Source organism: Embleya sp. L77 (assembly GCF_055557415.1).
The window spans coordinates 3,111,641-3,137,292 of record NZ_CM145710.1 but is presented as its reverse complement, the minus strand read 5'-3'; the positions used below and the strand labels follow the sequence as shown (position 1 = coordinate 3,137,292).

The window sequence follows — 25,652 nt, the reverse complement described above, 5'->3', positions numbered from 1 at the left end:
GGGCCCGTCACCCAAAGCCGGGTCGGGTCGTGGTGGTTCCCCTGGCCGCTGTGGGCGAAGAGGGACCCCACCTTGGCTTTCATTTGGGCCCCTGGGCCTTTGATGATGCCGATCACGCTGTTGTTTCACAGCCGTGGTCGAACGGAACAGGGGCTCACCCTCACGTGGGACGCGCCGCTGCGCCGGGTGGGGTTGGGGGCGGTTGTTTCAGCAGGTGCCGCTGCCGATGCCGGGGGCGCCGTGGGTACCGTTGCCGGCGCCGCCGAGTCCGCCGTTGCCGCCGGGACCGCAGTGTCCGATCAGGCCGCTCCCGGTGGCCGCCCCGCCGTTCCCGCCGCCTCCGCCGGCACCGCCTGTGCCGGTGGTGCCGCTGTTGCCGCCGTCGCCACCCCTGCCGCCGGCGCCGCCGTTGTAGTTGCCGCCGGTCGCCGCACCGCCGGCACCGCCGCGACCGCCCGTCCCGCCAGTGCCGACGGTGGAATTGCCGCCGAGTCCGCCGGCGCCACCCATGGCGCCTGCGCTGCCCGAGGAACTCCCGGCTCCGCCGGCTCCGCCGATTCCCCCGACCCCGCCGGCTCCGCCGTCCGGGCCGGAGTTGCCACCGTTGCCACCGGCTCCGCCGAAGCCTGTCGTGCCCGCACCGCCGACGCCACCATTGCCGCCGGCACCCCCCGCTCCGCCGCCCCATCCGGCTCCGCCGTTGCCGCCTTTCCCGCCGGCACAGCCGGGAGCACCGTTGCCGCCGTCGGTACCGGGCCAGCCGGCCGGGTGGGTGGGCGTTCCGTCCGCGCCGTTGAGGCCGTTCGTGCCGGAACAGGCGGCGACCGCCGGGGCTGCGCCCACAGCCAGGGCCGCGGTGGGCACCGCGATGAGCAACACCGCGATGAAGAGGGCGCGCACTCCTGGAAGGGCGGCAGGTCGTCGTTTCTCGGTCATGACGCAATCTCCTTGAGGGAGGGAGTCGGGCTCGCCGATACCCGTGACGGCGTAGTTCGTTGGCGTTTCCCACTCCCCGACGGCCGGTGGATCAGGCTCCATTTGCCCGATCAGGCTCGCCCGCCGGGACAGCAGGGAGAAGTGAGCCCATGGTCCCGACCGGGGACCGTCGGGTACTCACGTCGTTTCGAATCATCTCACGCCAATGCGAATGCGATGGATAATCCAGGTGTCGGAAATTTTGGGGGGCGCAAGTATTCTTATCTTCTTTTGGATGGTCCGCTTCGAGCATGGGCCGGCTGGGCGGTGGCGGTGGTATTGGCCTGGAGGCTTAGTTGTAAGCCCTGATGAAAGTCATGGCGGCGTAGCCGCCTTTAGTCCAATACACGCCGGCGATGTGCTTCCCGTCCCAGGATGGGGCGATCGTGCCGTCGACCGGCAGCGTCCCGGCGCCGGCGATATCCGGCGGGCGGGCGCGGGACGAGGGACACCGCGGCCCGCCGGATGGTCGGCCTCGGCGCAGGTCCCAGCGGCGGCTCGCCGCGGACCGGACGACGCCGAAGACCGCAGCCGTGACTTTTTCTGTGTGCGGTTCCTGCGCATCGAGCAGACCGCCGGCATCACCGACCCGGTACAGCCCGATCGCTGCCGGACGTCCGCCCCGGCCTCATGACCTCGCCGAGCAGCTCCGCAGACCGCCGTACGGCAGAACCCTTGGTTGCGCCTTCGACGTTGCAGGATGCTGACTTGATCAGGGACTTCCTCGGGTCCACGATCACGCCGGAGGACCTTGCTTGCGGTTTGCTCGACCTCGCGCAGGAGACCGTCTATCTGTGTGGCGATATATCCGGGATCAGCGGCCGCCGACTGCAGGCGGCTGCCCGGGTATTCGTCATCCGGGAGCTGTCACACGTGTATTATCGTCGCTTCTTCGGACTCGGCGACGATTACTTCGGACGGATCCGTGCGGAGCGTGCCTTCCCGTCCCTGACGGAGTCCACCAAGCCCGGAACGGCCCATCGCAGCGGAATCTATCTGACGCCCGTCACACGAAATGGTGACGAACTGCATTTCCGCCTGCTTCGGTGTTCCACGAATCTCTCGAGGCCGACGAAAGCTTTCGCCCGACCGACACGCGCATCGTCGAGGCCCTGAACCGCGAGGCCGCCGCCGTCTTCCGGAATCGGGCATCGCTGAATCACCTCCTCGCTTAGATCCACCACAACACCCTTGCCACGGCCGAGCGCAAGCAGTTCAAGGCCAAGATCTCGGCCCATGCCGACAAGACCAAGGACATGCCTGTCAACGGGATCATGGCCTTCTTTAGCTTCTATGACCGGCTCGAAAATTTACGGCCTTTACCCGAAGACCCCTTCGACTATGGCGCGAAGGGCGCCAGTGGGCTGACCAGACTCCACTTTCGCCTCAAGGAGCCGACCGAAAGGCGTGACGGGAGTGCGCTCCCCCCGCAATTCACCGTGAGCCCATGGAGACTCGGACACCCTGGCTAGATGACGACCAGCAGGACCTGTGGCAGGCGCTGCTCACCGCGGTCATCGCCCTGCCGGCGGCCCTCGACCGACAATTGCAGCGAGACGCGGGCATCTCCAACTTCGAGTACGGGGTCTGGCCCGGCTGTCCATTGCGGACGAGGCCACGATGCGGCTCAGCGACCTGGCCCGGGTCTGCGACAGCACCCAACCCCGCCTGTCGAAGGCGATGGACCGCTTCGAAGCCCGCGACTGGGTCGCCCGCCGACCCGACCCCGAGCCGGCACGGACCGCCTCGGCGTAGGGGGACCCTTCGGCGAGCTCTACGAACTCCAGCAGGGCTGGTGCTGTGGCCGGGAAGGTTCACCGGTTCTTGGCGGTCCAGCCGCTGGGAAGCGTGTAGTGCCAGCCTGGGCGCCAGGCGGGTGGGGCTTCGAGGAGGCCTTCGATCGAGGCGCCGGTGAGCAGGCAGTCCAGGGCCCATCGGTTGGCCGAGTGGGCGATCACGAGGATCCGGCTGCCGTTCCGGCGGGTGGCCAGGTCGTGGAGGAACGCGTCGGTGGCTTCGAGGACCTGGCGGTAGCTCTGACCACCGGGGAAGGGTTCGTCGATGCGGCAAGCTCTCTGGGCGGCAACGCCGGAGACCGGAGTTCCGTTGAGGTCGCCGTAGTTGCACTCGCGCAGCCGAAGGTCCTGGTGGATCGGGGGCCTGCCGTCGGGGAACGCGATCCGGGCCGTCTCCACAGCTCGGTGGAGGTCGGAGGTGAACACCGCGGCGAAGCCGCCGGCACGTCGGCGTTCGCCGAGTTCCGCGGCCTGGCGGCGACCGAGTTCCGAGAGCCGACCGGGGAACCAGCCGGTGGCGAAGCCGGCCTCGTTGTCGGTGGTGGTGGCGTGCGTCTCGTAGACGATCTCTACGGCCATCTCTGGGCTCCTGGGTGCGGGGCGGGGCGGGCCGCCCACGTCTTGGTGCGCTGGAAGGTGACTCCGCATCCAGCTTCGGTGACATGGTCCTCGAGTAGGGCGTGTTCTGCGGATCATCTGATCGTTGGTTGATGTGTTTCGTTGACTGATGTCCAGCGGGTACGCGTCGAGCCGTTGCTGCCGGATCGGATTCCTCGGCGGGGTGGGCGGTGGCGGGATCACCGGGAGGTGATGGCGCTGCCTGGAAATCGGCTGTGGCGCGTATTTCGTGACAGAGGCAGGCCCAGTGGTGGGTGGATGTGCTTCTAATCCGGTGGAATCAGCGTGTAGTTGGGCACCAAGTGGCGGTCATACTGCTCTTCCTTCCCGGTCCGGACCCTTCCTGTTGTGGGCCTGACGGCGTTGCCCAGGTGGATCCCTCGGAGGCAGGCAGCGCACCAGAGGGCCGCCATGACGGCGGTAGAGGGCTCCGCATGTGCCGTGAAGACCAGGTTGAGTTCGGCTTGCCCGCAGTTCGGACACCGTTGCTCCGCCAATGTCGAGCCGTCCGCCCACGCCGCTTCGTAGATGTCGAGCCATTGCGAGAAACTCATTGCGCACCCTTCAGTGCTGTGACCGGACAGGAACAGCCCGTCCCGCTTTTATTTAGCGCACGCCATGAACTTGCGTCTCCTCTGCCTCTGTACTGGTCGCTTTCGGTCATCCTTCCGCGTCGGGGCCGCGGCTGTGCAGCGTGCTGTTCGTGGGGGACGAGCCGGAGTTCCGGAACTTGGTGTGGCCCGACGTCGAATGCCTGGTCGTCGACGCCGTCGACGCCGTCGGGGTCGCCGAAGACGTGTTGCAGATCGATGTCCACAGCCAGATGCCCGTCGTGACCTGCCCGGACTGTGGATCCGGCGCATCGCGCGTGCACAGCACCTACCTGCGGTGGCGCGCCCACGCCGTGGCGACCAACCGGCACGGCCGGGCGTGGTTGCGCGAGACGCTCACCGGCGACTGCGGCACCCCGCTGATGGCCACCTCGGCGGCCCTACCGGGCTCCTTAATCCCTGGACGTGGCTGGTGGCCATGGAAGGCCTGATCACGGTCGCCTCGCTCACCCAGCACGTGGGGCGCCCGGTTCGTCGGCCGTGCGCGCGTCGACGACCCCGGTGGGGGTTTCCGTGCCCAAGCACTGCACCCACGACCTGTGGCTGCCCCTGTGGTCGCACCCCGCGCCGTGGACCGCCCTCGAGCACGCGATCGCCGGGCCCGACTACCCGCCGAACCTCCGGCCGGTACCGGCGCCCGGCCCTGCACACCGTCGCCACCGCGCTCGCCGCGAGCACCGTCTGGATGTGGCTGATCGTCGCCGCCCACATCCGACGCCGGCTCGTCCACGCGGTCGCCGCCGACCTGGCGGCGCCGCTGGAAGAAGCCGGCCGAGCCTGGCCGGCTCACCCCCATCCGGGTTTGCCGTGGGGTCCGGCACCTCCGCCTGCATCTCGCCTGCCCGGCTCGTGCACCCAGCGAAACGAAACGGTGCCTCTCCGGTCGACCGGAGAGGCACCACCGCCCTGCTATAAAGCCGCCAGGGCTGGCCAGGAGCCGTCAAACCGGCTTCTGGCAAGAGGCCCTGCCTTCATGCGCGTACAGCGGGAAGATCATCCGGCCAGGAACCCAGTTCGACCTGCACCCCCGTGACCGATTGAGATCCAGCTACTTACGGAATCAGAGGCAGATGTCCGGGGCCGGATCGGTCAGTTGTAGACCCACAGCTCGTAGTCGTCCCCAGGAATCCAGCTGCCGTTCTTGCACTCATAGCGCGTCCACCAGCCGTTGCTCTTCCCAACCTGGCCCGCCCAATTGCAGTCGCTCTTCCAGGCGTAATAGTCGTAGAGGGATCAACCCGCAGCCGACTTGGCACCAAGCGTGCGGCCCTGCGCCGGTTCGGACGCGGCCTGGGCGGGGGCGGCGAGGCCTCCTACGAGGAGTGCGGATCCCAGCGTTGCGCTGGCAAGGATCTTGCGAATACGCATCGGTCTTCCTTTCCGTGAGGCGCTCCCGGAAACCGGTGGCGCGGCGGTCCTGACATGTGCGCTGTTGTCATCGACTGCTTCTGCTCGTCACCTGACGAACCGAAAGTGAACGAAGCCACCTGTACGAAGGCCGGTCCGCAGTCGGGAGGATCGGTGCTTGCCCCCGGAACCAGCGTGCCGAGAAAAGGTCAGGAGGTCCTTGTCGTGGCCTGCACGGTTCTTGTCCGTTCTCGCACAGCTCCAGGAGGGTGAAGGTTTCGGTACTCCCCGGGAGGCATGCCGTATGCAGCTCGAAAGGCCGGCTGAAGTTGGCGCCGTCCGTGAAGCCCCATCTGGCCGCAACGGCCAGGACCGGGCGGGAACGCAGGGCGGGATCGGCCAGATCGTCTCTGCAGCCTCCAGCCGACTTCTGCGGATCCAGTCGACCACGGCAAGACCCTGCTCCTGGAAGAGCTTGTAGAGGTGGCGAGTGGAGATTCGGTGGGCTGCGGCGATGGTGTCGGGTGAGAGGGTGGGGTCGCCGAGGCGCCGCCGAATGAACTCGTGGATCTGTGCCCTGCATCGCCCTGCGATGTGTCTCCGTCGGCAGCGCGTCAATGGATTCCGGTTCGTGCGCGCACAGAGCGGCGGAAAGGTCCACGGTGACGGCCGCCAAGCGGACGGCGTCGGCCGGGGTACAGCTCGAGGCGTGCTTGACCAGCTGATCGATATGGCCGACGAGAAGGCGCCGAACCGGCGCGCAGGTCGAAGTGCACGACGTACACCGACTCTGCGATCGGTGCCATCCGGGGCAGGCTCGGGTCGGTCGTGGAAGCGTGCACGGTGCCGCCGTATCGGGCCACGACGCCCAGGACGGTGTGGAGTTCGTCGAGGTCGCCGGCCTCGACATCCTGCACGCAGTCGCTGGGCCACGCCTGCGGCGGCCCCGCCCCTATCAGCGGGGTTCGGTAGTGGTCGTCCATCGCGTAGCCGACGACTTCCTTAGTGCAGCAGTCGATGACGGTTGCCAGATGAAGCCATCCCTCGGCCGTCGGAATGTAGGTGATGTCCCCGACGAGCTTTTCGCCGGGAGCCGGGGCGCTGAAGTCGCGGCCGACCAGGTCCGGCACGGGCGCGGACTCCGGCTGGGTCAGCGACCGTCGCCTCGGGCGAGGCTGACAAGGCACCAGGTCCAGGGCGCGCATGATCCAGCGGACCAGCTCCGGGCCGGCCGGGGCGCCCCAGCGCAGCAGCTGGGCGTGGATGCGGCGATGTCCGTAGGTGCCGTCCCCTCGATTCCTTACAGGACAACCCTATTGGGTCCCTGTCCGGAACCTTCGTGGCACCTCGATCATCCACCGCCCACAACGAAGACCTCAGCGAGTATGCGTGGCGAATTCGGATTCACGCAGATCCGATCGCGTCAGAAGGATGCCGAGTTCTCGACACGCCAGATTGAAGAGTTCCGCGAAGGATTCGTCCTCCTCGTGGTGTGTGCGAAGCAGCTCGACGAGAGGAGTATTCGTTTCTGCGAAGAAACCTCCGGAAACCCCGGGTTCGAAGGACGCCTCGATACTTCCGGACTGTGCGTACTCGATCCACGTGAGTGCGTTCACATTCCACATGAAGGACACGGCCTCGCCGTTCCGGGAAGCCCACGCGGTGACGGATGCGGCGTCGACGCCCAGCATATGGAAGCAATACGACCAGTTCCCGGCGCGGCCGGCCCTGAGGATCATCCCACCGGGAAAGCAACGGGGATCAAGCACGTCGTCGGGCGAGGGCGGCCGAAGTACCGTTCCCGGGCCCCCCACTGCTCGCAACAGGTCCGACGGGTCAACGTTGGTGGCAAAGACGATGCTCCCCTCTTCCTGATATTCGGTGCGCAGCCACGCCGGATCGGCGGAATCCATCATTCCTCCTTGGCGGTTGTCTGTGAAGATCCCGAACGACATAACCAACCAGTCGGGCATGTCGGTTTTCTGGCCTTCAATGAATGGTGGTCAGCGCATAGTTTCCTGTGGACGGAAGACGGGCGGCGATGGGTTCCCGGTCGTGGGCTCTCCGCGAACCGCGCGGACGGGTCCCCGTTCTACCCTCCCCGGCGAGACCCTCTGAGATCTGAGAGATACCAACTGGGATCATCAGCGCTAGGATGGCCAGGTGAAGTATCTGCCGGCCATCCTCAGCACCGATCACGCCGGCTCGAATGCCACGGAGCGCGCTTACCTGGCGATCAAGCGGCAGATCATCGAACTCGAGCTGCGACCCGGTGCACACGTCACCAAGACCGACCTTTCGCGCCTGACGAGTGCGGGCACCATGCCCGTCCGGGAAGCCCTGACCCGTCTCCAGCGCGACGGCTTGGTCCAGGCGCTGCCCCGATCGGGGTACCGCATCCTGCCGGTGACTGTGAAGGGCACCCGGGACCTGTGTGCGTTCCGGCAACTCCTGGAGACCGAGGCCGCGGGCCTGGCCGCGGAGCACGGCTGTCCGGAGCCGAGCTTGGCCCGCATGGAGAAACTGCTGGGCGCATCCTACGAGTTGGGCGACACGGCCGGCGTCGACGACTTCTTGCGGGCCAACCTCGAGTTCGACGCCATCATCGCCAACTGCTGCGGCAACGACATGCTGGCCCAGTCGATCGTCCGTGCCTTCGACGAGTTGGAACGCGTCCTGCGGATCACCTTGAAGTCGCTACCGTTCTCGGCAACGGCCGCACACCAGCGGCGCGCCATTCTGGAGGCCATCCGCGAGCGCGACCCCGCGGCCGCCCGCGCGGCCATGAGCGCCCGTACGCGGACCTCGCAGGAGCACATCATCGGCGCGCTCCTGTCCAGCGATTCGATCACCGGGGCCAGTATCCAGGTGTCCTGACGCGTGACGACGAGTTCCCCAGACGTTCCGGAACCGTTGACAGAAGGTTTTCCCAGTGATGAACTGAGATCTCAGTTAGTTAACTAGAGATCTCAGCGTTCGATTCGCTGAGATGTCCGCTCACTACGTGCAGCGAGACCGCCATGAACACCAGCACGCTCCACCCCCCAGTCCGCACCTTCGAGCTACCGCCTTCGCGCTCAGCGGGTTCGGAGAGAACCCCGGCCAGGCGGCGCCGTATCCGAGGCACCGGTGAGCCGGCCCCCGACAGAACGGCGCCCGTTGCGGCCGTTCAATGCCTCCGAAGGGAATCACCATGCCTCTGCAACGCCTGCCGGCCCTCGAACTCGCCGAACGCGTGCTCGACGCGTCGGGGCCGTGCGCCGACCTGATCCCCATGGGCGGCGTCCCGGTGCTGCCGATGCCCGCACACGTCGTCGAGGCCGCCCGGATCGCGGCGGGCCAGGTCTTCCCCCGCCGGAGCCGGGGCTCGGCCGAACTGCGCCGAACGATCTCCGATCACCTGCGGATCACCCTCGGGGTCGACGTGGATCCGGAGGCCGAACTGCTCATCACCCACGGAGCGCAACATGGCATGAGCATGGTCCTCCGTGCCCTCCTGGACCCGGGCGACGAGGTCCTCGTGCCCGCCCCCACCTACTTCTTCGACGGCATGATCCGGCTGGCGGGAGTCCGCCCGGTCTATGTGCCGTCGGAGGAGAAGCGCGGATGGGACCACGACCCTGCGGCCGTCGAGGCCGCCGTCACCCCCGCCACCAGGGCGCTGCTGATCTGCAATCCCAACAACCCCACCGGCTACCTTCCCAGTCGGGAGCGGCTTGAGCAGCTTCTGGACGTGGCGGCGCGGCACGGCCTGATCGTCCTGGCCGACGAATCCTACGAGCGTTACGTATGGGACGGCCCGGGCTACCAGCCCCAGATGCTGCTGCGCGACCGCCATCCCGACCTGGTCACGGTGACCAGCCTCAGCAAGAACTACGCCTTCACGAGCTGGCGGGTGGGATACGTGAACGCTCCCGCCCACCTGCTGGAACCGATCCACCGTGCACTCGAATGGGACGTGATCAACGTGGGCGACGTCGCGCAGGCCGCCGCGGTCGCCGTCCTCACCGGGCCGCAGGACTGGATCGAACCCTCCTTCGCGACCCTGCGCTCGCGGCGCGATCTGCTGGTGGCCGGCCTGGCCCAGGCGGGCCTGAGAACCTCACCGCCCGACGCGGGAGTCTTCGCCTTCGTCGACTTCGGCCCGCTCGGCGTGGCCGGCCGCGCACTGGAGGATCTGCTGCTGTCCCATGGTGTCACCGCTCTGGCAGGCGATGCCTTTCAGGGCCCGGCCACCCATGCCCGCGTGCTGTACGGCGGGAGCGCGGCCAGCCTCACCGAAGTCACAGACCGGCTGGCTTCCCTGACCGCCGGTGCCCGCCGCACCTGAGCCCCCGCCGGACCCGCAATCCCGGCTGCTTCGCGTCCCTCCCCCACTGTGGGCACGCGCTCTGTATCTCGCTTTCTTAAAAGATCTCAGAGGAGTCCTATGAGATCTCAATTCTCCAGCCCACGCATCCGCCTGCGAGACGTCCGCGTCACCCAGGCCCACCCCCGAAGGAGCCGAACGTGTCAGGAGCACCCACGACCGGTCGCGACGAAGGCTGGCGCGTCAGTGCCGACATCGGCGGCACTTTCACCGACGTCATCGCCCTCGGGCCCGACGGCCGCGTCCTGCCCGTCAAGGTTCTCTCCACTCCGCCCGACTTCGGCACCGCGGTCCTGGAGGGGACGGCCACCGCGCTCGGTGACGCGGGCGTCGAGACGCATGAGGTCCACGCGATGCTGCACGCCACCACCGTGGCCACCAACGCGATCCTTGAAATGCGCGGCGCGCGCACCGCGCTGGTCACCACCAAAGGCTTCCGGGACGTCCTGGAACTCGGCCGCCTGCGCCGCCCCCTGCTGTACGACCTGTCCTGGCAAAAGCCCGTGCCCCTCGCACCGCGCCGCCACCGCTACGAGCTGAACCAGCGCATCACCGCGAGCGGTGCGCTCAGGCCCGCCGCGGACAACGCCGAGGTGGCCGACCTGGCCGATCGGATCCGTGCGGCGGGCATCGAGGCCGTCGCCGTCTGTTTGATCAACTCCCATGTCCGCCCGGATGAGGAACAACGTGTCGCAGCCGAGCTGCGCGAACTGCTGCCCGGCGTCTACGTCACCGCCTCCGTGGACATCTCACCGCAGATCAGGGAGTTCGAGCGCACCAGCACCGCAGTCGTGAACAGCTACGTCGGGCCGCAGGTGCACGACTACGTCAGCGCGCTCAGCGACGGGCTGCGCGCGGCGGGCATCACCGAACCCCTCATGATCATGCAGTCCAGCGGCGGCCTCCTCGACGCGGCGTCCGTGGTGCAGCGGCCTGTCCAGATCATCGAATCAGGCCCCGCCGCAGGCGTCATCGCCGTCCAGAAGCTCGCCCAACTGATGGGCCTCGACTCCGTCGTAGCGTTCGACATGGGCGGCACCACCGCCAAGGCCTCGCTCATCGAAAACGGGGAGCCTTTCGTCGCCGCCGACTACGAGGTCGGCGGAGGAATGAACCTCACGAGAAGCATGGGCCGGGGCGCCGGCTACACCGTGCGGGTGCCGTCCATCGATATCGCCGAGGTGGGCGCCGGCGGCGGCAGCATCGTCTCCGTGGACGCGGCAGGCTCCCTGAGGGTCGGTCCCGAAAGCGCGGGATCCCGGCCCGGCCCCGCGTGCTACGGCAACGGCGGCGACCATCCCACCCTCACCGACGCCAATGTCGTCCTGGGCTACCTCAGTCCCCGGTCCCTCGCCGGCGGTCGGGTGGCGATCCGTCCGGACCTCGCCGAGAAGTCCCTCGACACCATCGCCCAACAGTTGGACGTCGACATCCCCGCTGCCGCGCGCGGCGCCTACGAGGTCGCCGTCTCCAACATGACGAAGGCCGTCAAGGCCGTCACGAGTGAACGAGGCCGCGACCCGCGGGACGCGGTCATGGTGGCCTTCGGAGGAGCGGGCCCCCTCTACGGTGCCGCTCTGGCGAAGGAACTGGGCATCGACACCGTCATCGTTCCCGTGCACACCGGCCTGTTCAGCAGCCTCGGCCTGCTCGTGGCCGACACCTCCCGCGAGTCGGTCACACCCCACCGCCCCCAACTCGACGAACCCGGCGTGCTCACCGCCGAGTTCGACCGTATGGCCGAGGACATCACCCGGGCGCTGCGGGAAGCCGCGCCGGGCGCAGAAGCCGATGTGCAGCGGGTCCTCGACATGCGCTACCACGGCCAGAGGTTCGAGCTCCCGATCGTGGTACCCAACGGCACCGTCACACCCGCCCTCATGGCCGGAGCCCGCACGCGGTTCCACGCCGAGCACCGCCGGACCTACGGTCGCGCGGGCGGTGACGAGCTGATCGAGATCGTCAACATCCGCGTGCGGGGCACGGTACGCAACCCCATCACCATCGACCGCGCGCTGCGTCTGCTCCCGCAGCACTCCCGCCCCGCCCATTCCCGGGCCTGCCGGTTCGACCGCACGGAAGACACCCCGGTCATCGCCCGCGCCGAACTGCCCTCCCACCGCGTGCCCGGACCGCTGGTCGTCGAGGACATGGACTCGACGACCCTGGTGCCGCCGGGGGCCACCGCGCACCGCGACAGCCTCGACAACATCGTCATCCGCTGGACCACTGCCACCAAGGAATCGTCATGAGCCCGCACCCCATCCGCAACGCCGCCACATTCGAGGTGTTCCGCAACGCGGTAACAGGAGTGTCCGACGAGATGGCGATCACCATCCTGCGTACGGCCCACTCGCAGATCGTCGCCTCCAGCATGGACTTCTCGGCCGCGCTGTGCGACGCCTCCGGGCGTGTCATCGCCCAGGCCAACACATGCCCGGTGCACCTCGGTTCCATACCCGAGGCCATGAGCGCCGTCCTGGACGCGTTCGGGGACACCGTCCGCCCCGGCGACGTCTACCTCCTCAACGATCCGGACCTGGGCGGTATGCATCTGCCCGACATCTTCGCTGTCGGGCCGGTCTTCACCGATGAGCAGGAACTGATCGGCTACTCGGTCACGGTCGTCAACCACGCCGACGTGGGTGGCTGGGCCGCCGGATCGATGGCCGTGCAGTCCACCAGCATCTTCGCCGAAGGCGTCCAGATCCCGCCGTCCCGCCTGGTGGAAGCGGGCGTACTGAACGAAACGTTCCTGGCCCTGATCCTGCGCAACGTACGCGAGCCCGGTCTGCTGCGCGGTGACCTCGAGGCGCAACTCGCCGCCTGCCACGCCGGCGGCGAAGGACTGAAGGAACTTGCCAGGCGCCACGGAACCGACGAATTGGCTGTGCTGATCGACGAACTCCTCGACTACTCCGAGACCCTCCTGCGTGCCGCAGTCGCCGAAGCCGCCGACGGCAGCTACACATTCGAGGATTACATCGACGACGACGGGCTCGGCTCGCCCCCCATCCCCTTCCGCGTCACCGTCGACATCGTCGGCGACGCCCTGCACCTGGACTTCACCGGATCGTCCCCGCAGGTCGCCTCGGCGCTCAACGCCACCGCCTCGTTCACCAAGTCCGCCTCCTACGCCGCCATCCAGGGAGCCCTCGGATCCGACATCCCGGCCAACAGCGGCTTCTACCGCCCCTTCACGTTCGTCATCCCCGAAGGCAGCATCCTCAACGGCAGACGGCCGTCTGCCCGCGGGGCACGCGGCCTGGTCGCCTACCGCATCATCGACACCGTCCTGGGCGCTCTGGCACCGGTCTTCCCGCACCGAGTCCCTGCCGCCGGCGACGGCGGCCCCGACTCCATCGCGATCGGCGTCACCGAGCAGGACGGATCCAGCACCGTCCTGTGGGACGTCCTGTGCGGCGCCTGGGGGGCCAGACCCGACCGCGACGGGGTGGACGGCATCAGCCCGCTCGGTGCGAACCTGGCCAACACGCCGATCGAGGAGCTCGAGCAGTCCGGGCACCTTCGCATCGACGGTTACGGCTATCTCCCCGACACCGGCGGACCGGGCAGGTGGCGCGGTGGCCTGTCGACCTTCCGCGACATAACGATCCTCCACCCCGAGGCCTCGGTACAGATCCGTTCGGACCGGCGCCGGCACCTCCCCTACGGCCTTGCGGGAGGAGGACCGGGAACTCCCTCGTCCAACATCCTCAACACCGGAACGCCGCAGGAGCAGATCCTGCCGACCAAGGTCATCCGGACCCTGGTCGCCGGCGACCGCCACCGCCACGTCACCGCCGGCGGAGGAGGTCACGGCAGCGCCCTGACCCGGGAAGCCGACCGGGTCCTGCAGGACGTACTCGACCAGAAAGTGACCGTCGCCGGCGCGGCCCGCGACTACGGCGTGGTCATCACGCCCACCGGCACCGTCGACACCGCCGCCACGCAGGAACTCCGCTCCGCTCACCACCGCTGAGCGACCGCTCTCCCCTGCCCGGCCGCGCCCCGGAGCATCCCCTGCACCACGCCTGAGAAGAGGTCACCGTCATGGCCGAGGTCACCGTCCCCGCCCCCACCGACCCATCCATGCGCCGGCTGTGGCGCAAGGTGGGCATACGCATCATCCCGTTCATCGGAATCGCCTACGTCATGAGCTACATCGACCGCGCCAATCTCGGCTACATGGCTGCGCCCCTCAGCAAGGACCTGGGCATCTCCAGCTCGCAGATGGGACTGGCCTCCGGATTGTTCTTCATCGGCTACGTCCTCGTCGAGGTGCCGAGCAACATGATGCTGCGCCGGTTCGGGGCACGACGGTGGATCACTCGCATCCTCGTCACCTGGGGCGCGGTCACGATGGCGACGGCAGCGGTGCAAAACGTCGGCCAGCTCTACGCCATGCGGATCCTTCTCGGCTTCGCCGAAGCAGGACTGGCCGCGGGCATCCTCCTGTACCTGACCGGCTGGTTTCCTCGCAGGTACCGGGCCTGGGCCCTGTCGGCGTTCTTCATGATGATTCCGCTCTCGGGCATCATCGGCTCGCCCCTGGCCGCCGCCCTCCTGTCCTGGGGGCAGAGCCTCACCGGACTGGCCGGATGGAGATCGCTGTTCCTGGTCGAGGGGGCCATCACCCTCCTCGCCGGAATCCTCGTCTTCACGATGCTGCCCGACCAGCCCCGCGACGCCAAGTGGCTGACGACGGCCGAGAAGGAAGCCATCGAACGCCGGCTCGCGCAGGAAACATCCGAGCAGGAAGCGCGTGGCGCGCTGTCCAGCGTGCGCCAGACCCTCACCAGCGCGCGGGTGTGGACCCTGGCGCTGGCCTTCTTCACCATCGTCTTCGGCCTGTACCCGATCGCGTTCTTCCTCCCCACGATGATCTCCACATTGACCGGCAGCATCTCCGGCATGTCGAACGTCAGCAGTGTGCTGCTGGCCGGCATCCCGTCGGCGTTCGCGATCATCGCCATGGCGGTCTGGCCCAAGGTCGCCTCAGGCATGTCGGCGGTGTCCTCCACCGTGATTCCCATGGGCGTCGGAATCGTCGGCCTGGTGACGGCCACGTTCACGCACAACAACGTCGTCTTCATCGCGTCGTTCTGCCTCAGCGTCTCCGGTATCTACACGGCCATGCCCCAGTTCTGGCGGCTGCCGCCGCTGTCTCTGACCGGTGCGGCCGCCGCTTCGGGCATCGCTGTGATCAACTCGGTGAGCAACATCAGCGGCTTCGTCGGCCCCTACTTCACCGGCTTCATCGCCGACACGACCGGCAGCTACACCTACGCTCTGCTGACCATCGCGCTCATCATGGTCGCAGGCGCGGCAATCCTCCTCACCGCCGGGCGCAAAGCGGAGCACGATGGAACGAGTCGTCAGGTGCTCCCGCTGTCCGAGAAGGAGAAGATCGCATGATCGTGCCGGCGAATCCGGCCTTGATCGTCGGTGACATGCAAAAGGGCATCCTCGTCAGCTATCCCTTCGCCCGGCAACCCGTTCCCGCTCTGTTGTCGCTGCTGCCCGCAGCGCGGGCCAACGGCTTGCTCGTGATCTTCGTGCGCACCCATCTGCGGCCCACAGGCGCCGACGTCTCGGCGAACAACCCGCTGTTCCAGCAGTTCCACCAGGCCGGGAACCTTTTCCACGAAGGGGCGGAGGCCACCGAAATCGCCGCGGAGCTAAAGGCACGGGCGGACGAAGCCGTCGTGGGCAAGCGGCGGACCAGCGCCTTCGCCGGCACTGACCTCGACCTGCTGCTGCGGGCCGGGCACGTCGACTCTCTCGTCCTGACCGGTGTCGCGACCAGCGCGATGGTGGCGGCAACCCTCATCGACGCACTCGACCTCGACTACCGCGTCACCGTCGTGAGCGACGCCTGCGCCGACGCCGAGCCGGACGTCCACGACTTCTTCATGGAGCGTGTCTTCCCTGCTCGGGGCGCCCGGGTAACGACCTCCCAGGCCTGGATCGAGGACCACCGCCTGGAAGCCTGAGCATCTCGACGGTCCGGCGTGCGTGTGCGGTGCGGGTGGTGAAACCGGGTGCCGCACGGGCCAACGCGCACCAACGACATGCCACATGGCCGACGGAACGTGTCGCGGCCTCGACCGGGCTGGGAAGCATACCGCCGGCCCGGGCCGGGGCGCACGGATCGACCGTGGGGCACCGGAGGCGGTTCGTTCGGTGGGAAGCCACCGAACCCCGGCGCGCCCACCATGAAGTGGGCGACATGGCCGTCGGCACCGACATCGCGGCCGCCGACACGGAGCAGGCCCCGAGGAGGCTACGGGCCGAGAGCTGCCGTCACGCGGCGGCGCGGCCCGAACACCCCTGCGGAACCGTGCGTGCCGCGGGTCGGCGGAAGGGATCCCTCAGACGTCCGTGTCCGGGGGCACGGGTCGCTGCGCGGCCCATGTGTCCCGTGTCGCCTCGTCGACGGGCCGGTGGTAGCCGGGGGCCGCCCCGTACCCGAGCACGGACATCACCTTGCCCACGACCACACCGAGCACGGCGATGCCCACCGCGACGGCGAACAACCACGGCCGTGCGATGACGACGGCGAAACCCCCGAGGAAGGCACCCACCAGGATCACCGAGATCCCCGTCCACGACGCCGCCGATGTACCGTGCTGCGCGTTCATCCGCTTCCCCCTTTCGATCCCCCGGTCCGGCTCCCGAAAGAACCATCGGTACTCCGATGTCCCCGCCCGGGACCGCCCCGCAGATTCGTGTGGTGGTGCCCTCTACCCGACCCTGCGCGAACCATGTCGGCCGGGCACGGGCCATGCCGGCGAGGCGAAGTCCCCTTCGGTGCAGGCCAATGTCTTCCGCGGGCGTTGCCGGTTCGGAGCGCCGGGATGCGGTGGCGTGGCGCACCGATGTGTCGCCCGGTCTGGGCGCCCCGCATCCCCCCACTTCTGCCGCAGGTCTTGGCGCTGCTCTTTCCCGACCCGGCTTACGGCATCGCGTTCGAGGTGGGTGTGGCACGCGCCTCGGCGGTACTGACACCGGGTGGGCGACGATTCGAATTTCAGCGCAGACACGGCGGGCCGGAAGTTTCACCCGTCGGTCGATCTCGGAGCAGGTATCGCAATTCTTCTGTCGCCGTTGAAGGCCGGACGTATCGGACAGCGAAACGCACGCACCCCTGGTTCCACCCATACTTCGCGTGCATGTGCGCTTCACGCACGATCGGCCCCTGGACGCGACACATCGACGGGTGATCGACGCTGTCGCCCCCCGGCCCGCATGCGCCCCGTCCCGGCGGGTAGCCGTGCGACGTCTCCGCAGGCGAATCGGTCATGCGGACGTGCAACGGAAGGAACCAGTCGTGGCCGCACAGAGCGACGTCGTCGAACTCATCCTCAAGGACCACCGGCGGATGGAGGAACTTCTTCGGCGCATGCGCAGCGTCGAGGCCGACCGGGCCGCCGCGCTGGCCGAGTTCGCCGGTCTGCTCATCGCGCACGGCCTCGCGGAGGAAGCCCGGGTCTACCCGGCGCTCAAGCGCTACAAGCACATCGACGACGAAGAGGTCGATCACGGCGAAGAGGAACACGCGGAAGGCAACAAGGCGCTCCTCGCCCTCCTCGAGGTCGACCGGGTCGGCTCGGACGAGTGGGACGAAAAGTTGGAGAAACTCGTGGAGAAGGTCAACCACCACGCCGACGAGGAGGAACGCACCATCCTCAATGGCGCCCGCGACAACGTCGCCATGGACCGCCGCGAAGAACTCGGCACCGCGTTCACCCAGGCGCGCGCCGAACACCTCGAGGCAGGCTGCGGAAACATCGACAACGTCCGGGCGATCGTGAACGGCCGGTGAGCCCAGCGCCCCCGCGCAGACATCTGCCACGGCCCCTCCCGTCGGGGTCGCCTCACGGCGAGCAGCCCTGCGCGTGACCAGCCACCGGCCGCGCGGGCGCTACGGTCAGGCCCGCGCGGCACCGTGCGAGCGGGTGGCACGGCTCCCGACCCGGATCCCGCGGGTACGCAGGGGTCGTGCCTGCCCGCCGGCCTCGGGGCGTCGGCCGGTGTCGCGGTCGGCGCCCCGTGGCCGTTCGGTGTGATCCCGCAGCCTCGTCCGCCCGGCCCCCGGGCCCGGTGGTCGCGTGGTGACCAGGACGTGCCGGGCGACCCGGATCCGCCCGCTACCCGCGCCACGGGTCCGACGCGTGGAGCGCCGACGGGATCCGCGTGACTTTCGGTCTCCGGTGCCCGTTGATCCCGGTATGACAACAACCCGCCGCATCACCGCCGTCACCGTCCTCACCGCCCTGGCCGTCGGCTCCGCCGGCACCTTAGCCTCCGGCGCCTGTGCCGCCGGCGAGGCGAACCACTCGATCAGCGTGGTCGCGCACGTCCCCACCAACGGGTTCTACGTCGTCCCCACGGAACCTGGTCGCCGGCTACAAGGGCCCCAAACGGATCCACCTCGTGCAAGCCATCACACGCACTCCCGCCGGCAAGGTCGACCTGCGCGCGGCCAAGGAACTGGCCGAGACACTCTCCTGAGCGTCGCCCCGACCGACGGGCGGCCGCGCGGACGCCGATGTCGAGGGCGGTCGGACGCGGCCACGGCGGGGTGCTTGCGCCGGGTGGCCCCACGGCGGGCTCGATCGAGCGGGAACCAGCGGATGAAGGGGTGGACGAGTGTGGCGTGGTGGGGCGGGCGGTCGGTGTTCGACCCACCACACGCTCGCCCACGCAACGCCGTGGCCGGCCCCACCTCTATGCCTCCGAGGACCTGGCTTCGTGCACTTTCGGCAGCAGCGTATGTCCACCGGTTCGGGAGGCAGTAGGCGATCCGAGACTCCGAAGATGTTCACCGGAAATGACGGTACGCAGGGTGTTCAGGTGGCGGCGCCGGCGTCATCCGCCGTCAGGTGTCTAGACGTCACAAGGTCCACGTGTACACGCGCCCGTTTGGGGCTGCGAGGTGGACGTGTCGGCCGGTGGGGCCCGCGTCGAGGGTGAACCATTCGCAGCGGGGCCGGCTCGGGTCCCGCCACAGTCGGTGCGCCTGTTCGTCACAGCGCGCTCGGTCGACGGGCCGTCGAAAGCGTCCAGGTCGGTGTCGAGGGTGCGATGTACCGGTGCCCTCGCGGGGCGGTGGCGCGGTCCGCGGTCCACCGCGCGGCGTTGCCCATCCGGTCGTGCCGCAACCTCCACGGTCGTCACGACCCCGACGAGCAGCCTGTGCGGCAAGCGCTGCCCTCCTGGTCGGTCGATGTGCGGACTTTGGCCGGCTCTGCACCGCGCACCGGATCGGATGAGTCCCCACATCCAACGGGCCCACAGCCCCCACCGCCACGAGCGATCCGGTGAATATCCCGGTCTGGGAGACTTCGCTGCCCTGGGCGTGGATATTCTGCGTCCCACCGGTGCGCCTGGGCGGGGTACCGAATAGAATCGCCTTCCATGTCGAACCCTGACGAGCTGCTCGTGGGCATCTCCGCCATGGTGGAGTCCGGGCAAAGCAATCAGATGTCGTTGACCGTGGTGGTCGGCGGAGCCGTCATCACCGGCCGTTTGGCCCCGGAAGCGGTGTGGCGGGAGCGTGTGTCCGAGGTCCTGAAGAACTCGGACCGCCTCGGTCCGTTCTCCGATGTCTTCGCGGTGGACCGGACGCCGGGCCAACCCGGCCGCGTCACCGCGCCCACGCACCTCCACTTCCATCTTGCCCGGGTCCTGCAGGGCAGCCTCGGGATCCCCGAGACGGGCGGAATGTATCGCGTCGCGATCGAGGACATCAGCGCCTGGAGCGTCGGTGATGTCAGCTATTCCAACCAGTGAGGTGCGCCGGACCTTACCCCCTTCCCTCGTGGTCGGCAGGGCCAGGTCTGAAGGGCGAGGGTCCCGGCCGCGGTATGGGCGGACCGCGTGCGGGCGTCGTGGATGTCAGCCTCGGAGTGGTCGACAAAGAAGGGCCTGGCGTTTGAGTTCATCGACGAGATGATCCAGGACGTCAACGGTGTGGCAAATCTGCACGCGCCGTGCACACGCCTGGGCGGCGAGCCGGGAGTCATCAAGAACAAGCTCACGTCGGAACTGGCGAACATCGGAACAAGGCCGCGCAAGGCCGCGCGGAGGGAAGATCCCCACCTCGGAGCAAGTACTCGCCGCCGGTAAGCATGCCGTAACCATCGTTCACGTGTTGGCCGGTGGGACCCACGTTGTAGTCGCTGCCGGTGCCGATCTCCAGCGTACGGGCACCCGGGACGGGGTCGAGGGCGTCGAGCATGTCGGCCATCAGGTCCGGCGCGGCCGACGAGGACGTCGGCACCCCGGACACACCTTCGGGCGGGGCGTGTTCGGCGTGGACGCCGTCGACCTCGGTGATCAGCGACTCCGCCCGACCCGGAGGCGGCAACCACCGGCACGGCAACGCGGCCAGGATCCCGCCGAAGCCCAGGCGGACAGGCGGACCTCACGCTCCGCAACCCGCCGCGCCGGCGCCGACGTGTCGGCCGGGAACCGCGGTCGGGTCGAACGGCGGTAGTAGACCGAGCGCACGGCGACGAGGTCCAGCTCGCGCCGGTCGTTGCGCAACGTCCCGGACCAGGCCGTGCCGTCGAACGACGCGGCCAGGCACAGCTTGAGCGGAAACGCGGAAGCGGCCCACGCCGGTACCGGTCGGGCGGCAAACGGGCGGGGGGCTCCTGTCGGTTCGGGCGGTGCGCGGCGCGGGCCCGGGCGCCCGGTTCGGCCGTGCGACCGCTCAGGAATGGCAGGCCCGGGAGGTCGGCATGGTGCCGGTTCCGACTTCGCGCAGGGAGTAGTCGCTCGCCAACGCGTAGATCCTTCGGTACGAGACCTCGCCCGCGCCGGCCCGATTGAGCGCGGTGACACGAAAGGGACGGCCGGCGTCGTCGACGACGACCTCCTTGCGGACCCTGCCCAGCATGTAGGTGACGCGCAGGCGGAAGGCGACCTGATTGCGCGTGGTGAACGCCCGTGCGACGACGATCTGTTGCTCGTGTTTCTTCAGCGTGATGGTCTTCTCGTTGAAGAACGGTCCTTTCGGTCTTCCGGGGCTGGGCATCAGCGTCTCGGTCAGCCGGGCGATCGGCTGCGGACTGTCCAGGTCGAAGACCATCTGCAGGGTCGGATTCCCCGCCTGGGGCGGAATGCAGAAGAAGGTGCCCGACCAGGGTGCGGAGCGTTCGACGATGTCGGGTCGTATGTCGACGATGTTGACGTCGTGGCCGCCGTCACCGGTCAGGGTGAGGCCGACCGTGACGGAGTCCAGGGTGATCGCCCCCGCCTCGTCCATCACCCGCGCGACCTCCGGGCGGCCCACGGAGTAGGGCGTGGTGATGACCTCCCGCTGCGCGGCACTCGGATGGAAGTCGTCCCGGGACACGGCGCTCAGGCCCTTGTCGTCCTGCGGCATCAACTGTGTGGAGACTGCGAAGTCCGGGTGGGCCGGCGGCGACGCGACATCGCCGGGACCGGGCGTGTGGGCCCGCGTTCCCGTCGGGGAACGATCCTCGAGTCGGGCGTGGACCGCGACACCGACGAGCACCAGGACCAGCACCGCGGCTGCGATCGGAACGAGGCCGCGACGCAGGCCCGTTCCGCCCGGCCGCGCGGGATCGGGACCCGGCGGTGGGGGCGGTGTCGACCCGGGTTCGGACTCGGCCGTGGCACCGTCCTCGGGCATCGCGGTCCGAGTGCCCACCGGGGCGGGGTCCGCGGCGGCGGGGGTGTCGCCGGCTCTGCGGGCCCGTTCGGCGATCCAGCGTTCGCGGCATTCGCGAACCAGCGCCGGGTCCCCGTTCATCGCCTGCACGATCGCGATGGCGTTGTCGTACGTGGGCAGGTTCGTGCCATTCAGCGAGGCCGAGATCGTCGACCGCGGAACTCGGAAACCGGCCGCGGCCGTGGCCTGTTCGAGGGCACGCATCGACATGCCCCTGCCGTGCTCTCGGTGGATCTTGCGCAGCCAAGCGGCGAATTCCGCCGTCGACCGGTCGGCGTCGTCATTCACGATCGCGTCCCCCCAGGGTGTCCGGATCCGTCCGGAGCCTAGCCCCCACGCGTCCGGAACCGTCCCGTGTTTACCGAAACCGTCCGGCCGGCTCGATCCGGACGCACCCGGACCGGCTCACTGGAGACACCGGCGCCCCACCTCTCCCGGTCGCGCCGTCTGCCGCCACCGGTCCGACAAAAGGACGCCCATGACCCGACGAGCCCGAACGGGACAACCTCCCGGACACCCGTGTTCCGCGGCCGAGCTGATCCGATACCTCGCGGACCACGGCTTCCGTCTGGTCCACGTCGCCGCCCACTGCAAGCTCCGCGACGACCTCGGCCGCACGATCGTCGTCCCCAACCACAAGCGCCTCGCCAAGGGCACCTACCACCGCATACTCCGCCAGGCATCACGACCGTCCTGACCGCCGACACACCGCCAACGGTCCGGACGACAAGCCGGAGCCGGAGAACGCGCTCGACGAACCGGGCCTCGACCACATCATGGACACGAGCTACTCACCACCGGAACGACCCCTGGTGGTCGACGATTTCGGTACGACAACGGCCGAGCAGTCCAGGGGCGAGCCGAACGGCGCTCGAGTCGGGAACAGCCGGATGTCGGGCCGGACTCCGGTGACGACATCGGTGACCCGACGCAGCCACCGGCGAGGTTCTCGACGCCCGTCGACGAACACCGCCTCTGAATGTCCCCGTCCGCGGGAATGGCCGGTCGCGAGGGGGAATTCAGCACGATCCGACATCCCTTGGTCCTCGAACCAGATGTTGTCCACCGAGGTCCAGTCCTTGGTGTCGGTCGTCCGCGAGGGGGAGACGAGTTCGCCGAACACGGGGCCGCCGTCGAGCCGGACGTTCAGGGAGCTGTCCGGCTCGACGGCGGTTCAGGCACCGGTCGAGCGGCGGGTGAATCGCAGGGTGACCAGCTCGAAGGGGCGCAGCTTCAGGCGGACGGCGCCGTCCGCCACGAGTTCGGGTCCCTCGCTGTCGGCGACCCGGCGCTCCAACAGGTCACAGATGGCGACGCCGGCATGGGGGAATCCCGCCGTCAGGCGCGTTTCGGCCCGGCCGCCTCGGGCCTCGTAGACCCGTACGACGACGTCGCCGCTCTTGTCGTCGGCGAGCTTGACGGCGCTGACGATCACGGCGTCGTTGTCCATACCCACCAGCGGCGCGACCTCCGTGTCGCCCGGTATGCGGCGCTCGGGCAGGTTGATCGCCCAACCCTCGCGGACCGCGTCGCCGATGCCGGCGCCGGGCACCAGCGCGTGCCGGAAGCGGTGCGTTCCCTGGTCGGTCTCCGGGTCGGGAAAACGTGGCGCGCGCAGGAGTGAGGCCCGCACCGTGGTGGTGGTGCCGTGGTCCTCACGCACGGTCCGGGTGACGTCGTGGCCGTAGGTCGAGTCGTTGACCAGTGCCACGCCCCAACCCGGTTCGTCGAAATGCAGGAAGCGGTGGTTGCATGCCTCGAATTTGGCGTGCTCCCAGCTCGTGTTGGTGTGTGTCGGTCGGTAGAGGTGTCCGAACTGCGTCTCGGAGGCGTAGCGTTCGGTGTGGATGTCGAGGGGGAATGCCAGCTTGAGGAACTTCTCGGTCTCGTGCCAGTCGACCTCGGTCTCGATGTCCAGGCGCTTGGCCCCGGCGGTGAGCGTGAGCGTCTGGACGGCCTTCGAGGATCCGAACGAACGGTCCACACGGACCGTGACGGCCTCGTCCGTGTCCAGGGTGACCGTCACCTCGTCGGCGTCGGTCAGGTCGGTCACGGTGTTCCGGTAGAACTTGTCGACGTCCCACGCGTCCCACATGTTCGGGAAGTCCGGGTGCAGTTGGAGCAGGTTGCCGGGCTGTCGGGGAGCCAGCGACTCGCGCCCGGCGGCGATGTCGTAGACCGACGTGACCAGTCCGCGCTCGTCCACGGTCACTCGGATCAGTCCGTTGTCCAGCACGAATCGGCCGTCGTCCCGCGTGGAGAGACTGCACCCGGACGACCTGTCCGCGGCCCGGCTGCCGGCTCCGGGGGCGACACCGCCGCGCGTGTGCGGTGCGGCGTTGAACGCGATGACGCCGCCGGAGGCCGGATCGCCGGCCAACGCACACTGCGCCGCATCGATGATGGCGTCGAGTTCGGCGGCGACCACCGCGTATGTCGCCTCCGCCTCGCGGTGCACCCACGCGATCGACGAGCCCGGCAGAATGTCATGGAACTGATGCAGCAGCACCGTTTTCCAGATGCGGTCCAGAGCCTCGTACGGGTAGGCGTGACCGGTTCGTACCGCGGCGGTCGCGGCCCACAGTTCGGCCTCGTGCAGCAGGTGTTCGCTGCGCCGGTTGCCCTGCTTGGTCTTGGCCTGGCTGGTCAGTGTCGCGCGGTGCAGTTCCAGGTACAGTTCGCCGACCCACACCGGCGGGTTCGCATACTCGGCCTCCGCTTTGGCGAAGAAGTCCGCGGGTTTTTCCCAGACGACTTTCGCGGACCCCTCCAGGTCACGCATCCGGGCGGCTTTCGCGATCATCTCCCGGGTGGTGCCGCCCCCGCCGTCGCCCCAGCCGGTCGGGGCCATCGAGTGCCTGGCGACACCCTTGTCCTTGAAGTTGCGTGCCGCGTGCGCTATTTCGCGGCCGTGCATCGAGCAGTTGTAGGTGTCGATCGGCGGGAAGTGCGTGAAGATTCGTGTTCCGTCGATCCCCTCCCACAGGAACGTGTGGTGGGGGAACTTGTTGATCTGGCTCCATGAGATCTTTTGTGTCAGCAGCCATTTGCTGCCTGCGGCCTTGATGATCTGCGGCAATCCGCCCGCGAACCCGAACGTGTCCGGCAGCCATACCTCGTCGTTCTCGATGCCGAACTCGTCCAGGAAGAATCGTTTGCCGTGGACGAACTGCCGCGCCATGGCCTCGGAGCCGGGCATGTTCGTGTCCGACTCGACCCACATGCCACCGGTCGGCACGAAACGGCCGGCGGCGACCGCCTTCTTCACCCGGTCGTACACCTCCGGCCGGTGCACCTTGACGAACTCGTACTGGGCGGCCTGCGACATCGTGTAGACGAAGTCCGGTTCGTCATCCAGCAGTGCGGTCATGTTCGCTGTCGTCCGGGCGACCTTGCGGACCGTCTCCCGCAGCGGCCACAACCAGGCCGAGTCGATGTGCGCGTGCCCCACTGCGCTCAGTCGGTGCGCCGACGCGCCGGCCGGCACGGACAGGACCCCGGCGAGCTGCGACCGCGCCGCGGCGGCCGTGCCGTTCACATCCTGCAGATCGATCGCGTCCAACGACCGCTCGATCGCCCGCAGGATCTCGTATCGGCGCCCGGCGTCCTTGGGCAGTTCCAGCATGAGTTCACCGAGCACCTCGAGATCCTGCACCAGGTTCCACACGTCCTCGTCGAACACCGCGAGGTCGATCCGCTGCAGCCGATACTGAGGCTCGTCCCCGGAGGTCTCCTTCTCGCCGAGCTGGGTCGGCAGGAAGGGGTGGTAGTCGAGCACGACCGGGTTGGAGGCGGCCTCGACATGCAGCAACACCTCTTCCCCACCGACCGCAGGCGCAGCGATCCGTACCCACTGATTGCGCGGATTGAGGCCCTTGACCGGGGTACCGTCCGGCCGGTACACGAGGCCCTCGCACTGGAATCCGGGCATGTTCTTGTCGAAGCCCAGATCGATCAGCGCCTCGACGGTCTTCCCGGCCCATGCGGTGGGCACGGTCCCGGAAACCGTCAGCCAGCTCGTCCCCCACGGTGCGCCCCACTTCGCCCCGGTTTCGATGGGGGTTCGCGGTGCGGCCAGCCCCTCGGCCACCGGCACCGGCTCGCCGGGCGCGACCCAGATTCCGATCCGGAGAGGCACCGACTCCGGGTAGATCGCGGGTATGACGCGCTCCTCCAGGACGCGCTTGAGGCGGCTTTCGACCAAAGACCGGTCATCATGCATCGCTGCG

19 protein-coding genes and 2 pseudogenes are annotated in these 25,652 nt (G+C 68.5%); 12 read left to right on the top strand and 9 right to left on the bottom strand.

Annotated elements, in window-relative coordinates:
* Window positions 1–207: 207 nt before the first annotated feature.
* Window positions 208–936 carry a hypothetical protein gene (locus ACZOOI_RS43110; protein ID WP_465282279.1) on the bottom strand — a complete coding sequence of 243 codons (729 nt, stop codon included), beginning with the start codon at window positions 934–936 and terminating at the stop codon, window positions 208–210.
* Window positions 937–1,605: 669 nt separating this feature from the next.
* Between ACZOOI_RS43110 and ACZOOI_RS43105 the strand changes: the two are divergent.
* Window positions 1,606–2,420 (top strand): annotated as a pseudogene (locus ACZOOI_RS43105) (hypothetical protein); the annotation flags it as partial.
* Between the two features lie 175 nt (window positions 2,421–2,595).
* Entirely contained in the window at window positions 2,596–2,730 is a 135-nt protein-coding gene (locus ACZOOI_RS43100) for a MarR family transcriptional regulator (RefSeq protein ID WP_465282278.1), read from the top strand.
* A gap of 59 nt (window positions 2,731–2,789) precedes the next feature.
* On the opposite strand, the gene ACZOOI_RS43095 is transcribed toward ACZOOI_RS43100, so the two are convergent.
* Window positions 2,790–3,350, bottom strand: coding sequence for a histidine phosphatase family protein (locus ACZOOI_RS43095; protein WP_465282277.1), 561 nt, complete (start codon window positions 3,348–3,350; stop codon window positions 2,790–2,792).
* 742 nt (window positions 3,351–4,092) lie between these two features.
* Between ACZOOI_RS43095 and ACZOOI_RS43090 the strand changes: the two genes are divergently transcribed.
* Entirely contained in the window at window positions 4,093–4,431 is a 339-nt protein-coding gene (locus tag ACZOOI_RS43090; protein ID WP_465282276.1) for a hypothetical protein, read from the top strand.
* A gap of 1,530 nt (window positions 4,432–5,961) precedes the next feature.
* Here ACZOOI_RS43090 and ACZOOI_RS43085 read toward each other — a convergent pair.
* From ACZOOI_RS43085 to ACZOOI_RS43075, 3 genes and pseudogenes are all read right to left on the bottom strand, one after another.
* Window positions 5,962–6,477 (bottom strand): DDE-type integrase/transposase/recombinase, encoded by a 516-nt coding sequence (locus ACZOOI_RS43085; protein ID WP_465282275.1) that lies wholly within the window; start codon window positions 6,475–6,477, stop codon window positions 5,962–5,964.
* Window positions 6,478–6,525: 48 nt separating this feature from the next.
* Window positions 6,526–6,630 (bottom strand): annotated as a pseudogene (locus tag ACZOOI_RS43080) (IS3 family transposase); the annotation flags it as partial.
* A gap of 93 nt (window positions 6,631–6,723) precedes the next feature.
* Complete coding sequence (locus ACZOOI_RS43075) at window positions 6,724–7,320, bottom strand: hypothetical protein (protein WP_465282274.1); 597 nt, start codon at window positions 7,318–7,320, stop codon at window positions 6,724–6,726.
* A gap of 190 nt (window positions 7,321–7,510) precedes the next feature.
* On the opposite strand from ACZOOI_RS43075, the gene ACZOOI_RS43070 reads away from it, so the two are divergent.
* The 6 genes from ACZOOI_RS43070 (at window position 7,511) to ACZOOI_RS43045 (ending at window position 15,712) form a co-directional block, all read left to right on the top strand.
* Complete coding sequence (locus tag ACZOOI_RS43070; protein ID WP_465282273.1) at window positions 7,511–8,224, top strand: GntR family transcriptional regulator; 714 nt, start codon at window positions 7,511–7,513, stop codon at window positions 8,222–8,224.
* Between the two features lie 316 nt (window positions 8,225–8,540).
* On the top strand, window positions 8,541–9,677 hold the full coding sequence (locus ACZOOI_RS43065; protein ID WP_465282272.1) for a pyridoxal phosphate-dependent aminotransferase: 1,137 nt from the start codon (window positions 8,541–8,543) through the stop codon (window positions 9,675–9,677).
* A gap of 179 nt (window positions 9,678–9,856) precedes the next feature.
* The gene (locus tag ACZOOI_RS43060) at window positions 9,857–11,968 is read left to right on the top strand and encodes a hydantoinase/oxoprolinase family protein (protein ID WP_465282271.1); all 2,112 of its coding nucleotides are present in this window, start codon (window positions 9,857–9,859) and stop codon (window positions 11,966–11,968) included.
* The gene (locus tag ACZOOI_RS43055; RefSeq protein WP_465282270.1) at window positions 11,965–13,698 is read left to right on the top strand and encodes a hydantoinase B/oxoprolinase family protein; all 1,734 of its coding nucleotides are present in this window, start codon (window positions 11,965–11,967) and stop codon (window positions 13,696–13,698) included. The genes ACZOOI_RS43060 and ACZOOI_RS43055 overlap by 4 nt, the downstream gene beginning before the upstream one ends.
* Before the next feature lie 71 nt (window positions 13,699–13,769).
* Entirely contained in the window at window positions 13,770–15,134 is a 1,365-nt protein-coding gene (locus ACZOOI_RS43050) for an MFS transporter (protein WP_465282269.1), read from the top strand.
* Entirely contained in the window at window positions 15,131–15,712 is a 582-nt protein-coding gene (locus tag ACZOOI_RS43045; RefSeq protein ID WP_465282268.1) for a cysteine hydrolase family protein, read from the top strand. Before ACZOOI_RS43050 ends, ACZOOI_RS43045 begins: the two co-directional genes overlap by 4 nt.
* A 378-nt stretch (window positions 15,713–16,090) precedes the next feature.
* Here ACZOOI_RS43045 and ACZOOI_RS43040 read toward each other — a convergent pair whose 3' ends face one another.
* Window positions 16,091–16,360 carry an HGxxPAAW family protein gene (locus tag ACZOOI_RS43040; RefSeq protein WP_465282267.1) on the bottom strand — a complete coding sequence of 90 codons (270 nt, stop codon included), beginning with the start codon at window positions 16,358–16,360 and terminating at the stop codon, window positions 16,091–16,093.
* 689 nt (window positions 16,361–17,049) lie between these two features.
* Here ACZOOI_RS43040 and ACZOOI_RS43035 point away from each other — a divergent pair.
* Both ACZOOI_RS43035 and ACZOOI_RS43030 read left to right on the top strand, forming a co-directional pair.
* Window positions 17,050–17,544, top strand: a complete 495-nt coding sequence (locus ACZOOI_RS43035; RefSeq protein ID WP_465282266.1) for a hemerythrin domain-containing protein — start codon at window positions 17,050–17,052, stop codon at window positions 17,542–17,544.
* A gap of 1,595 nt (window positions 17,545–19,139) precedes the next feature.
* Window positions 19,140–19,514, top strand: a complete 375-nt coding sequence (locus tag ACZOOI_RS43030) for a hypothetical protein (protein ID WP_465282265.1) — start codon at window positions 19,140–19,142, stop codon at window positions 19,512–19,514.
* A gap of 925 nt (window positions 19,515–20,439) precedes the next feature.
* On the opposite strand, the gene ACZOOI_RS43025 is transcribed toward ACZOOI_RS43030, so the two are convergent.
* Complete coding sequence (locus ACZOOI_RS43025) at window positions 20,440–21,711, bottom strand: helix-turn-helix domain-containing protein (RefSeq protein WP_465282264.1); 1,272 nt, start codon at window positions 21,709–21,711, stop codon at window positions 20,440–20,442.
* A 190-nt stretch (window positions 21,712–21,901) separates the two neighbouring features.
* Here ACZOOI_RS43025 and ACZOOI_RS43020 point away from each other — a divergent pair, with 190 nt between their 5' ends.
* Window positions 21,902–22,120 (top strand): type II toxin-antitoxin system HicA family toxin, encoded by a 219-nt coding sequence (locus ACZOOI_RS43020; RefSeq protein ID WP_465282263.1) that lies wholly within the window; start codon window positions 21,902–21,904, stop codon window positions 22,118–22,120.
* A 90-nt stretch (window positions 22,121–22,210) separates the two neighbouring features.
* Here ACZOOI_RS43020 and ACZOOI_RS43015 read toward each other — a convergent pair whose 3' ends face one another.
* Window positions 22,211–22,546: a hypothetical protein gene (locus ACZOOI_RS43015; protein WP_465282262.1), complete on the bottom strand. Its 336-nt coding sequence runs from the start codon at window positions 22,544–22,546 to the stop codon at window positions 22,211–22,213.
* A gap of 51 nt (window positions 22,547–22,597) precedes the next feature.
* Window positions 22,598–25,645: an alpha-mannosidase gene (locus ACZOOI_RS43010; RefSeq protein ID WP_465282261.1), complete on the bottom strand. Its 3,048-nt coding sequence runs from the start codon at window positions 25,643–25,645 to the stop codon at window positions 22,598–22,600.
* Window positions 25,646–25,652: the final 7 nt, after the last annotated feature.

What these genes read in the sequence shown, in the direction of transcription:
- ACZOOI_RS43110 (WP_465282279.1), bottom strand. Translation starts at nt 936, where the DNA reads ATGACCGAGAAACGACGACCTGCCGCCCTTCCAGGAGTGCGCGCCCTC.
- ACZOOI_RS43100 (WP_465282278.1), top strand. Translation starts at nt 2,596, where the DNA reads ATGCGGCTCAGCGACCTGGCCCGGGTCTGCGACAGCACCCAACCCCGC.
- ACZOOI_RS43095 (WP_465282277.1), bottom strand. Translation starts at nt 3,350, where the DNA reads ATGGCCGTAGAGATCGTCTACGAGACGCACGCCACCACCACCGACAAC.
- ACZOOI_RS43075 (WP_465282274.1), bottom strand. Translation starts at nt 7,320, where the DNA reads ATGCCCGACTGGTTGGTTATGTCGTTCGGGATCTTCACAGACAACCGC.
- ACZOOI_RS43065 (WP_465282272.1), top strand. Translation starts at nt 8,541, where the DNA reads ATGCCTCTGCAACGCCTGCCGGCCCTCGAACTCGCCGAACGCGTGCTC.
- ACZOOI_RS43055 (WP_465282270.1), top strand. Translation starts at nt 11,965, where the DNA reads ATGAGCCCGCACCCCATCCGCAACGCCGCCACATTCGAGGTGTTCCGC.
- ACZOOI_RS43050 (WP_465282269.1), top strand. Translation starts at nt 13,770, where the DNA reads ATGGCCGAGGTCACCGTCCCCGCCCCCACCGACCCATCCATGCGCCGG.
- ACZOOI_RS43045 (WP_465282268.1), top strand. Translation starts at nt 15,131, where the DNA reads ATGATCGTGCCGGCGAATCCGGCCTTGATCGTCGGTGACATGCAAAAG.
- ACZOOI_RS43040 (WP_465282267.1), bottom strand. Translation starts at nt 16,360, where the DNA reads ATGAACGCGCAGCACGGTACATCGGCGGCGTCGTGGACGGGGATCTCG.
- ACZOOI_RS43030 (WP_465282265.1), top strand. Translation starts at nt 19,140, where the DNA reads ATGTCGAACCCTGACGAGCTGCTCGTGGGCATCTCCGCCATGGTGGAG.
- ACZOOI_RS43020 (WP_465282263.1), top strand. Translation starts at nt 21,902, where the DNA reads ATGACCCGACGAGCCCGAACGGGACAACCTCCCGGACACCCGTGTTCC.
- ACZOOI_RS43010 (WP_465282261.1), bottom strand. Translation starts at nt 25,645, where the DNA reads ATGCATGATGACCGGTCTTTGGTCGAAAGCCGCCTCAAGCGCGTCCTG.